This window comes from Candidatus Deferrimicrobiaceae bacterium (assembly GCA_035256765.1).
Classification (GTDB): Bacteria; Desulfobacterota; Deferrimicrobia; order Deferrimicrobiales; family Deferrimicrobiaceae; genus CSP1-8.
On the sequence record DATEXR010000312.1, the window covers coordinates 1 to 11,705 of the forward strand.

At 66.1% G+C, this 11,705-nt stretch carries 9 protein-coding genes; all 9 read left to right on the top strand.

Going from position 1 to position 11,705, the window contains the following annotated elements:
• A partial coding sequence (locus VJ307_10870; GenBank protein ID HJX74638.1) for a TonB-dependent receptor occupies positions 1 to 1,713 on the top strand: 1,713 nt, incomplete at its 5' end.
• Positions 1,714 to 1,742: 29 nt separating this feature from the next.
• A complete protein-coding gene (locus VJ307_10875) occupies positions 1,743 to 2,576 on the top strand; it encodes a TonB family protein (GenBank protein HJX74639.1) in 834 nt (277 codons plus the stop codon).
• 107 nt (positions 2,577 to 2,683) lie between these two features.
• A complete protein-coding gene (gene dksA / locus VJ307_10880; protein ID HJX74640.1) occupies positions 2,684 to 3,040 on the top strand; it encodes an RNA polymerase-binding protein DksA in 357 nt (118 codons plus the stop codon).
• Between the two features lie 86 nt (positions 3,041 to 3,126).
• Positions 3,127 to 4,122 carry a galactose-1-phosphate uridylyltransferase gene (galT, locus tag VJ307_10885; GenBank protein HJX74641.1) on the top strand — a complete coding sequence of 332 codons (996 nt, stop codon included), beginning with the start codon at positions 3,127 to 3,129 and terminating at the stop codon, positions 4,120 to 4,122.
• 18 nt (positions 4,123 to 4,140) lie between these two features.
• Positions 4,141 to 5,598 (top strand): glycogen synthase GlgA, encoded by a 1,458-nt coding sequence (glgA, locus tag VJ307_10890; protein ID HJX74642.1) that lies wholly within the window; start codon positions 4,141 to 4,143, stop codon positions 5,596 to 5,598.
• 14 nt (positions 5,599 to 5,612) lie between these two features.
• On the top strand, positions 5,613 to 8,078 hold the full coding sequence (locus VJ307_10895; protein ID HJX74643.1) for a GAF domain-containing protein: 2,466 nt from the start codon (positions 5,613 to 5,615) through the stop codon (positions 8,076 to 8,078).
• The gene (gene mqnE / locus VJ307_10900; protein ID HJX74644.1) at positions 8,047 to 9,138 is read left to right on the top strand and encodes an aminofutalosine synthase MqnE; all 1,092 of its coding nucleotides are present in this window, start codon (positions 8,047 to 8,049) and stop codon (positions 9,136 to 9,138) included. The genes VJ307_10895 and mqnE overlap by 32 nt, the downstream gene beginning before the upstream one ends.
• Positions 9,135 to 10,226, top strand: a complete 1,092-nt coding sequence (gene mqnC / locus VJ307_10905) for a cyclic dehypoxanthinyl futalosine synthase (GenBank protein HJX74645.1) — start codon at positions 9,135 to 9,137, stop codon at positions 10,224 to 10,226. Before mqnE ends, mqnC begins: the two co-directional genes overlap by 4 nt.
• Positions 10,214 to 11,503 (top strand): serine--tRNA ligase, encoded by a 1,290-nt coding sequence (gene serS, locus VJ307_10910; GenBank protein ID HJX74646.1) that lies wholly within the window; start codon positions 10,214 to 10,216, stop codon positions 11,501 to 11,503. The genes mqnC and serS overlap by 13 nt, the downstream gene beginning before the upstream one ends.
• The last annotated feature ends 202 nt before the right edge of the window (positions 11,504 to 11,705 follow it).

Sequence of the window (11,705 nt, forward strand, 5' to 3'; positions counted from 1 at the left end):
AAGAGCGCGGTCCTGGCCGGGGACGCGCTCCAGGGGATCCCGGGGGTGGACGTGCAGCGCAGCGGCAGCGCGGGGAACCGGGAGAACATCAAGATCCGGGGCGGGCTCGGGACGCACACGCTCGTGCTCGTCGACGGGTTCCCGGTGAACAGCCCCACCCTGGGCCAGTTCGACATCTCCTCGCTCCCCGTGGACGGGTTCGACCGGATCGAGATCGTCCGGGGGACCCAGAGCGCCCTGTACGGCTCCAACGCGATGGGGGGCGTGGTGAATTTCCTTCCCCGGAGGGCGAAAGAGGGAAGCCGCTACGGGGTGGGGGCCTCCGGGGGGAGCTTCTCCACCCTGACCTGGAAAGGGTTCGCCCAGAAGGGGGGGGAGAGGGGGAACCTCCACCTGGGGGCGAGCGGGTTCGAGAGCGACGGCATCCTGGACAACGACGGCACGTCCCTCTCCTCCTTCCTGGGGTCGGGGGAGATCAAGACCGGAGGGTGGGGCAGACTCCACGCCCTCGTGCTGTCCACGGGGGAGCGGAAAGAGGTGCCCGTCGATTTCGGAACCCCGCGCGACGGGAACCACGAACTGACGCGGCGCGGATTCCTGGCCGGAGCGCGATGGGAGATCTTCGCGTCGGAGTCGGTCGCCGTAACCGCGTCCGGGAGCGTCTTCGACGAATTCTTCCATGAAAAGGATCCGGCCGATGCCGGCGAAGTTTCCCCCTTCTCCTTCGACGACACGACCAAGACGCGCAAGATGACCTTCGGCGTCCAGGGCCGGATTGCCGCCTCCCGCCGCTCCACGACCTTCCTGGGCGTCGAGTACCAGAAGGACCGGGGGACCGACGAACTCGCGTCCAATTTCGGGGATACCCGCCTGGCCTCCTCCACCTTCAACCGTTCGGTCTACCTCCAGGAGGAACTGCGGGTGCGGGAGGGGACGGGGATCAGTCTCGGCGCCCGCCTGGATAAAAATTCCGAGGCGGGGACGGAGTTCAACCCGAAAGTCGGTGTCTACCAGGAGATTCCAGGCACGGGCGCAAGGATCAGGGCCGCCGCCGGTCGGGGATTCCGCGTCCCCACTCTCTCGGAAAAGTCCGACCCGTTCATAGGGTACCAGGGCCTGTCTCCCGAGGTGGCGGTTTCCTGGGAGGCGGGGGCGGACGTGGAACTCTTCGACCGGAGGGGGCGGTTCTCCGCGACCTGGTTCTACCAGAAATTCCGCGACCTGATCCAGTTCGACGCCGCGGTGCCCGGACCGGCGGGCTTCGGGCAGCTGCGCAACGTCGGGAGGGCGTTCTCCCGGGGGGTGGAGGCGGAAGGCGAGGCGCGCTTCCTGCCGGAGGCGTCGCTCCTCCTGGTCTACACCTACTCGGACACGTGGGATGCCGCGAACCGGCGCAGGATCCTCGGGGTTCCGACGCAGCGCGGCTCCCTCTCCCTCGTTCTTTCTCCCTCTCCCCGGTGGGAAGGGCGGATCGACTGGCGGCTGGAGAGCGACCAGCTCGATTCCCCCCCGAACGGGGGCGACATCCGGCGGCCCGGATATGCGCGGGTGGACCTGTTCGCCCGCTATCGGTGGGAATGGGGAGGGGCCGAAATCCGGGAGCTCGATCTGATCGGAAAGGTGGAGAATCTCCTCGATCGGGATTACGAGGAGCGCAAAGGATTTCCGTCCCCCGGCGTCCACTTCCTTCTGGGCGCCGAGGTGCGAATCTGAAAAGAAACCGGGAGGGAGGAGAGGACGCCATGAGCCGCAGCGACGCGGATTCGACGGGAAAAGAGGCGCCGCGGATTCGCCGGCCGCTTTTCTTTTCGGCGACCGCGCATCTTGTCGCGATTTTCGCGCTGCTCTTGCCGGGGACGCATCCCGGAGACGTCTCCTTCCGGGAGGTCGTGGATGTCTTCCTGGTGGGGGGAACGGAGGGGAAAAGGGGGAGGGACGAGGAAGCGTTCCGTGGTGCGCCGGCCGCGGTATCGCGCCCCCCGGCGGTCCTTTCCGTGCCGCCGGAGGCGCCCCTCGCGGTTCTCTCCCCGTCGCCCAAGCCGCGGGGAACGGTCTCCGGGGAGGCCTCCCTTTTTCCGGAGCGGGACGCATCCCGCGGAGCGGCGGCCCCGGACGCATCTGCCGGTCCCCCGCGGGAGTCGTCCCGCCGGGAGGGACCCGGCCCGGCCGCCTCCCTGCCGGCACCCGACGGTACGTCTTCGGGGGGCGTCCCTGCCGCGGCGGTTGCGGACGCCTCCCCTTTCCCCGACACCCCGACGGGCTCACGGGATGCGGGCGCGACCGGAGGGGACGGCCGGGCCGTTCCGGGGAAAGGAGATGCGGATATGGCTTCCCTGCGCGGGAGAATCGAGTCCCGGATCGTCTATCCCGAGGAGGCCGTGCGCCGGGGGCAGGAGGGAGATGTGCTCCTGCGCATCCGCATCGGCAGGGGCGGCGTCCCGAGAGAGATCCGGATCGCCCGGAGCAGCGGGACTCCCCTGCTCGACGCGGCCGCGCGCCGGGGGGTGGTCCGCGCCGCGCCGCTTCCGGAAGGTCCCGGATGGGTGGAGGTGCCGGTCCGGTTCCGTCTCCGGTAGGCGGCCGCCCATTCCCCCCGTATTCCCGTGCGTCTTTCCCTCTTTTCCTCTTCCGGCGGAAAAATATAATCTATAATGATTTCATGGTTGCCCTGGGAGGGAAGGGGATGGATCGCGACATCCTGGAAAAATGCAGGGAAGAGCTCCAGCGCCAGATGGACGAGCTGCAGGCGGGGGCAGGGAAGACGGTTTCCGACATGACCACGATCATGGAGGAGAACTTCCCGGACCCCACCGACCGGGCTCTCCTGGAATCGAACCGGAACTTCACTCTCCGCCTTCGCGACAGGGAACGGAAGCTCCTTGCCAAGATCAAGGAGGCCATGAAGAGGATCGAAGACGGCACGTTCGGTATTTGCGAGGGGTGCGGCGGGGAGATCGGCGAGAAGCGCATGGTCGCGCGGCCGGTCACCGCATTGTGCATCGATTGCAAGACGGTCGCCGAGGAGGAGGAAGGCAGATAAGGAGCCTTTCGCTGCATGCCTGCCGTCGATGGGTTCGCCCCGATCCCGGCCCTTGACGTTCCTTCCACGCCATCACCGGAGGAAACATGACGGAACTGCGGAAAGACCCCATTGTGGGGCGATGGGTCATCATCTCCACGGAGCGGGGACGTCGGCCCCATGAATTTCCCCAGGAGAAAGTGGACCGGCATGAGGGGTTCTGCCCCCTTTGCCCGGGAAGCGAACGGATGACTCCCCCCGAAATCCTCGTCTACCAGAAGGACAAGCCGGGCGGAGAGGGGGGGTGGACGCTCCGTGTGGTCCCCAACAAGTTTCCGGCCCTCCGGATCGAGGGGGACCTCGGGAAGGTGGGAGAAGGGATCTACGACAAGATGAACGGCATCGGGGCGCACGAGGTCGTGATCGAGACGGAGCGCCACGACGTCGACTTCTTCGATCTCCCGGAAGACAGGGTCGCCGACGTGCTCCGGGCATACCGGGAGCGGACCCTCGACCTGAAGAAAGACGAGAGGTTCAAGTCCGTCATCATCTTCAAGAACCACGGGTTGGCTGCCGGCGCCTCCCTCGTGCACAGCCACTCCCAGCTGATCGCCCTTCCCATCGTCCCGAAGCTGGTGATGGAGGAGATGACCGGCTGCCGGGACCACTTCCGGTTCCGCGACCGGTGCCTGTTCTGCGACATCGTCGTGCAGGAGATGGAGCAGAAGGTCCGCGTCGTCGAGGAGAGCGGGGAGTTCCTCGCGTACTCCCCGTACGCGCCGCGGTTCCCCTTCGAGACCTGGATCGTCCCGAAGCGTCATCAGTGCGCGTACGAAATGATCGAGGAGGAGCAGATCCGAGCGCTGTCGGCCATATTCCGGCGCACGCTCCGCAAGCTCAACCTGGCTCTGGAGGACCCCCCCTTCAACTTCATCCTCCACAGCGCCGCCTTCCAGGCCGGGGCCTCCGAGTTCTTCCATTGGCACATCGAAATCATGCCCAGGCTCACGAAAGTCGCCGGGTTCGAACGGGGCTCCGGGTTCTACATCAACCCGATACCGCCCGAAGAGGCAGCCAAGTTCCTCCGGGAGCTGCCCGGGTAGAAGGGCACGGGAACCGTCATGAGAGTGCTCGTCGCATCTTCCGAGATCGTCCCGTTTGCCAAGACGGGAGGGCTGGCCGACGTCACCGGGTCGCTGCCGAAAGCGCTCCGGAGGATCGGCGTGGAGGCCGACTGCGTCCTGCCGCTTTATCGGTCGGTGGAACGGGAACGGTTCTCTCTCCGGCAGGCCGCCCCCCCCGTGCGGGTTCCCATGGGGCACCGGGAGGAGACCGGGGTCGTCATGGAGACGGACGCGGGAGAAGGCGTCCGGGGATACCTGGTGCGCAACGAACGGTATTTCGACCGGGAGTTCCTGTACGGCACGAAGGACGGTGACTACGTCGACAACTGCGAGCGGTTCGCCTTCTTCTGCCGGGCGATCATGGAGTGGATCGCCCGGACGGGCCGCTCCTACGACATCTTCCACTGCAACGACTGGCAGACGGCCCTCCTTCCGGCCTACATCAAGACGCTCTACTCCCACGAGCCGGCATTCCGGTCCTCCGGGACCGTCTTCACGGTCCACAACCTCGGCTACCAGGGGCTGTTCTGGAACCACGACCTCCCGCTCACGGGGCTCGGCTGGGAGTTGTTTACCCCCCAAGGGGTCGAGTTCTACGGCAAGCTCAACGTGCTGAAGGCGGGGCTCGTTTTTTCCGACATCCTCACCACGGTGAGCGACACGTACAGCCGGGAGATCCAGACGGCCGAGTACGGCCATGGACTCGAGGGCGTCCTGTACGAGCGGCGGGCCGACCTGTACGGGATCCTGAACGGCGTCGACTACGACGACTGGAACCCGGAGACGGACCCCCTGATCGCCGCCCGGTATTCCCGGAAGGACCTGTCGGGGAAGAAGGTCTGCCGCCGCGATCTCCTCGCCGAGTTCGGATGGACGGATACCGCGGACGAGCCCGTCATCGGGGTCGTCGGGCGTCTGACCGCGCAGAAGGGGTTCGACCTGATCGAACAGGTCGGGGACTGGCTGGCGACGCACCCCGTGCGGGTCGTCATCCTCGGGACGGGCGAGCGGAAATACGAGGAATCGCTGGCCGCCTTCGGGCGCCGCCATCCGGACAGGATCTCCCTCCGGTTCGCCTTCGACAACGGCCTGGCGCACAAGATCGAGGCCGGTTCCGATATCTATCTCATGCCGTCCCGCTACGAGCCGTGCGGGCTGAACCAGATCTACAGCCTCAAATACGGGACGGTTCCCGTCGTCCGGAACACGGGGGGCCTTGCCGACACCGTGGTGGACGCCGACGAGGATGCCGCCGCAGGAACGGGCTTCAAGTTCACCGGGTACGACACGGCGGAACTGCAGGACGCCTTGTTGCGGGCCGTGGCCGCCTACGCGGACAAGTCCCGGTGGGAGTCGATCGTGAAGCGGGGGATGGAGAAGGATTTCTCCTGGGAGGCCGCCGCCAAGGGGTATCGGTCGGTGTACGAGAAGGCGCTGCAGAAAAGGGGCGGTTAGAACTGGCCGATCCCATGGGCAACCCGTCCGACAAGGCATTCTCCCTCCTCGCCCGGGTGGTCGAGATCTCCAACTCGAACATCCAGATCGAGAACCGCCTCAAGTACCTCTGCGACTTTCTCGCCCGGGAGTCCGGGGCGGAATGCGTCTGCGTCTACCGGCGCGAGGCCCGGGGGGAGCACCTCCTTCCGTGGGTGTCCTCCTGCGTGGACATCGAGGAATGCACCCAGTTCGATTTCCGGATCCGGCCGGGAGAAGGGGTCGCCGGGAAGGCGTTCGAGAAGCGGGCTCCGGTGTTCTTCCCCGACGTGCAGGCCTCCCCTCCGACCCTGTCGGTGGCCCGGGAGCTCAGGGACTTCCGGTCGATCCTGTCCGTCCCCATCATGGACGACGTCTACCTCTACGGGGTGATGAACTTCTCCCACCGTTCCCTCCTCGCGTTTTCCGAGGAGACCATCGCCCTGCTGCGCGTCATCGCGACCGAGGTGGGGGGAGCGATCCGGAACAGCAGGCTCTATCACGATGCAAGAAAGCGCGTATCCGAGCTCATCACGCTCAACGAGATCGGAAGGGCGATCACTTCCACGTTCCAGATCCGGGACATTCTCGAGTACGTGGCGAAGACCACCTCCCGCCTCCTCCAGTCGGACGGATGCACGGTCCGCCTCGTGGGGGAGAAACGGTCCGTCCTCAAGGTCATGGTGGACGAAGGCTACGAACGGCCGGGGTTGAAGCGGGAGATACGGGCCCACGGGAAGATCCTTTCCAACCAGGTCTTCCGCGAGAAGCGGCCCCTGCTCATCAACGGCCCGGAGGATTCCCCGCTCTTCCCCGCGCTTTCCCGGCACGGGGTCGTCTCCTTCCTCGGGCTTCCGATCATCTCCAAGGGGAGGGCGCTGGGCGTCGTCAACTACTACTCCTGCTCGCCGAACGTCGTTTTCGACATGGAGGTGATGCACCTGATGCAGACGGTGTGCAGCCAGCTCGCCAACATGACCGAGAACTCGGCGATGTTCCGCGAGGCGCAGCAGCTGGCCCAGGAGAACCAGGTCCGGGCCCAGCGGTTCGCGACGCTGTACAACGTGGCGCGGGCGCTCATGTCCACCGTGAAGACGGAGAGGCTGCTCCAGATCATGCTGTTCGCCCTCACCTCCTCCGCCGGATTCAACTTTGGCAGGGCGATCCTCTTCCTTCTCTCCGACGACCGCCGCATCCTCTCCGCCCGGATGGGGATGGGGCCGAGGGACGCCAGGGAGGCCCGCCTGGTCGCCCGGATCCGCCACGCCCTGCCGGAGGAGGGGGGCAAGGAGGCGGGGCCGAGGGAATTCGGGAAGCTGCTCTGGCGCGACATGGAGCACCTCTCGCTCCCGATGGACCACGCCGGGTGCCTGGTGGCGGCGGCGGTCCGGGAGAAGCGGGCCATCCGGACGGAGACCGGCTGCGGGAAGGTTTCGGCGGCCGGTCCGGAGGGGATTTGCGGCAACCATCCGTCCTCCTTCGCGACCGTGCCGCTCGTCTTCCAGGGGGAAGCCCGGGGGGCCATCTACGTGGACAACAAGTTCCGGGAGAGGGAGATCACGGAGGAGGACATCCAGGCCCTGACGATGTTCGCCTCCGAGGCGTGCCTGGCCATGGAAAACGCATCCCTCTACGAGAGCCTGGAGGAGGCCCTGGGGAAGGTCCGGAAGACCCAGGACCTGCTTGTCCAGAGCGAGAAGCTGGCGGCGCTGGGGGAGATGGCCGCACGGATCTCCCACGAGATCAAGAACCCCCTCACCGTGATCGGGGGATTCGCCGCGCGCCTGGCCCGCGGCGAAAAGGGCGGACAGAAGGACCACCCGCCGACGGTACGGTACGCCGAGATCATCCTCAAGGAGGTGAAGCGGCTGGAGCGGACCGTCCAGCAGACGCTCTACTTCTCGCGGGAGATGATGCCCGCCCTGCGGCCGGTGGACATCAACGCCGAGATCCGGGAGGTTCTGGCGATCTTCCGGGACGAACTCGAAGAGGCCGGGATCGAGAAGGTGGTGGAGCTCTCGGAGGAGGTCCCCGAGATCCACGTCGATCCGGACCAGATCCGGCAGGTTCTCTGGAATCTCGTTTCCAACGCGGTCCAGGCGATGGGAGAGGGGGGGAAACTGACGCTGGTCACCCGGCCGTCCAGGGAAGGGGAGGGGGACGGCGTCGTTTTCCTCGTCGGCGATACCGGAGGGGGGATCCCCCATGACGTGGTGCACAACATCTTCAACCCGTTTTTCACCACGAAACCGAAGGGAACGGGGCTCGGGCTCCCCATCGTGCACGCCATCGTCCAGAACCACGGAGGGACGATCCAGCTGGACAACCGGGAGGGCGAAGGCGTGACGTTTTCGGTCTTCCTGGCCCGGACCCCGAAGGGGAAGGGGACGGGGGGGCGGATCCTGGAGCAGATGCGGAAAGGCGAACGCAATGGAACCGTCGCTCGAGAGGATTCGGGATAAGGTGTCGGCGGGGGTGAGGATGTCCGAGGAGGACGCCCTTGCCCTGTTCCGCACGCGGGACATTCACGCGGTAGGGGAGATGGCGGACCTGGCCAACCGGCGCGTGAACGGCGATCGTGTGTACTTCATCGTCAACCGGCACATCAACCCCACCAATATCTGCGTCAACCGGTGCAAGTTCTGCGCGTTCGGCAAGGGGAAGGAAGAGCCGCTCGCCTACACCATGACCATGGACGAGATCCTCGTGCGTGCGGAGGAGGGGCGTTCCCAGAACGCGACGGAGCTGCACATCGTGGGGGGGCTCCACCCGGATCTGCCGTTCGACTTCTATCTCCGCATGCTCCGAACCCTGCGGGAGCGTTTCCCGGAGATGCACATCCAGGCGTTCACCGCCGTGGAGATCGACTACTTCTCCCGGATTACGGGGCTTCCCCTGGCGGAGGTGATCCGTCTCCTGAAGGAGGCCGGCCTGGGAAGCCTGCCGGGGGGAGGGGCGGAGATCTTCGCCCCGGAGGTCCGGAACCGGATCTGCCCCGAGAAGATCACCGGGGACCGGTGGCTCGAGGTCATGGAGGAGGTCCACGCCGCGGGGCTGCGGAGCAACGCGACGATGCTGTACGGCCATGTGGAGACCCTCGAGTCCCGTGTCGACCACATGCGCCGCCTCCGGGAGCTGCAGGACCGGACGGGCGGCTTCCAGTCGTTCATCCCCCTGGCGTTCCATCCGAAGAACACGGAGATCGCGAAGGGGTACACGACGGGCCTTGCCGACCTGCTCTCCCTCGCGGTGGGGAGGATCTACCTCGACAACTTCCGCCACGTGAAATCGTTCTGGATCATGGTGGGCCCCAAGATCGCGCAGATCTCCCTCCACTTCGGCGTGGACGACATCGACGGGACGGTGGTGGAGGAGAAGATCACCCACGCCGCCGGCGCCCAGGCGGGGCAGGAGATGACGGTCGCCGAGCTGGTCACCATGATCCGCCAGGCGGGGAAGATTCCGGTCGAGCGCGACACGCTGTACAACGTGGTCCGGGAGTGGCCGGAGACGGCGGCGTGACCTCCTCCCCGTTCTGGAGGGACGCCCTCGAAAAGGCGTCGGAAGGGCAGGCCACCGTCGAGGACGCGGCGCTCCTCCTCCGGGAGGCCCCGCTGTTCGATCTGGGCCGCTCCGCGGATCGGGTCCGCAGACATCTGCACCCGGATGACGTGGTCACCTACATCGTCGACCGGAACATCAACTACACGAACGTCTGCACGTGCCGATGCTCCTTCTGCGCCTTCTCCCGGGAAGAGGGCGCCCCCGACGCGTACGTCCTTTCCGATTCCGAGCTCGCGGGGAAGATCGAGGAGACCCTCGACGCGGGAGGGACGCAGATTCTCCTCCAGGGGGGACTGCACCCGGACTGGGGGCTTCCGGAGGCGGTCCGGCTGGCAAGGGCGGTGAAGAGATACCCCATCCGCCTCCACGGCTTCTCCCCGCCGGAACTGTGGCATTTCGCTATCCGGTCCGGGGTCTCGATCGCCGAGGTGATTTCCCGCCTGAAGGAGGCGGGGCTGGATTCGGTCCCCGGCGGCGGGGCGGAGATTCTGGACGACGAGGTGCGGGGAGTCATCAGCCCGAGGAAAATCGGCTGGCGGCAATGGGCCGCGGTGATGCGCGAGGCCCACCGGCAGGGGCTTTCCACCTCCGCCACGATGATGTTCGGCAGCGTGGAGGCCCCGGAGCACATCGCCCGCCACCTGGTCCGTGTCCGGGAACTCCAGGAGGAGACGGGAGGCTTCACCTCGTTCATCCCCTGGACCTTCCAGTCCGGCAACACGCTTCTTTCCTGCGACCCGCGGTTCGGGGAGCGGCAGGCGAGGGGGCTTGGCCACGCGGTCGGCTACCTCCGCGTCCTGGCGGTCTCGCGTCTCCTCCTGCGGAACATCCGCACGGTCCAGGTGTCGTGGGTGACGATGGGGGCGAAGGTCGCCCAGCTGGGGCTCTTCTTCGGGGGAAACGACTACGGAAGCACGATGATGGAGGAGAACGTGGTGGCATCCGCGGGGGTAGCGTTCCGGATGTCCGAGGAGGAGATCGTCGGGACGATCCGGGACGCGGGATTCCGGCCGATGAGACGGGAGGAGCATCGATGCTCGACGTGAAGTTCGTTCGGGAAAACAGGGAGGTCGTCCGGGGGGCGCTGCGGCGCCGCAGGTCCCCGCTCTCCCTGGCCGGCTTCGAGGAGCTTGACCGGGAACGGAGGGAGACGATTGTCGTTGTGGAGAAGCTCCGGGCGGAGAGGAACGCGGCCTCCGAGGAGATCGGGCGTCTGCGCAGGGAGAAGAAGGACTCCTCCGCCCTGATGGAGCGGATGAAGGAGGTCTCCGCGCGGATCAAGGAGGCGGAGGCCGGGCTTCCCGACATCGAGCGCCGGATGGAGGAGGTGCTTTTTTCCCTCCCCAACATCCCCGACCCGTCGGTCCCCGAGGGGGAAGGGGAGGAGGACAACCCGACCGTCCGCGCCTGGGGGGATCCTCCCTCGTTCTCCTTCCCGGTGCGGGACCACGTCGATATCGGGACGGCTCTTTCCATCCTCGACTTCGACCGGGCCGCCAAGATCGCCGGTGCGCGGTTCTGCCTGATGATGGGCGCAGGGGCCCTCATGGAGCGGGCGCTCATCAACTTCATGCTGGATGTCCACACCCGCGAGCACGGCTACACGGAAGTCCTCCCGCCCTTTTTGGCGAACTCCGCCTCCTTTTTCGGCACCGGGCAGCTCCCCAAGTTCGAGGAGGACCTGTTCCACGTGACCGGGACCGACTACTACCTCGTGCCGACGGCCGAGGTGCCGGTCACCAACATCGTGCGGGACGAGATCCTTCCCGCACAGTCGCTTCCCCTCAAGATGACGGCCTACACCCCCTGCTTCCGCGCGGAGGCCGGTTCGCACGGGAAGGACGTCCGCGGGATGATCCGCCAGCACCAGTTCAACAAGGTGGAGCTGGTCAAGATCTGCCGGCCCGAGGAGTCGTGGGCCGAGCTCGAGTCCCTGACCGCCGACGCGGAGGACATTTTGAGGCGCCTCTCCCTTCCGTACCGCGTCGTGACCCTGTGCACGGCGGACCTAGGGTTCTCGGCCGCCAAGACGTACGACATCGAGGTGTGGATCCCGTCGCAGGGGAGGTACCGGGAGATCTCCTCCTGCAGCAACTTCACCGATTTCCAGGCGCGCCGGGCGAAGATCCGGTTCCGCGACGGCGACACGGGGAAGACCCGGCTCGCTCACACCCTGAACGGCTCCGGGCTGGCCGTGGGACGCACGGTGGTGGCCATCCTCGAGAACTTCCAGCAGGAGGACGGTTCCGTGGCCATCCCCGAAGCGCTGCGTCCCTACATGGGGGGCCTGGACCGGATCGCAAAAGCAAAGGGACGTTCTTAAAACTTTTCATATCCACGACGACGCACCTTCTCGCGATACTATCCCCCCCGTACCCGATGAGAGTCGCGCCGGAGGGGGGCAGCCGGCGGTTCAAGCGGTAGATTTGGATCGATGTAATGTATTGCGGTTCCATCATGGTTTTGATAAGAACATATATGTATTTAAGAAACATATGAGGTGGGGAGATGAAAGGATATGGCAG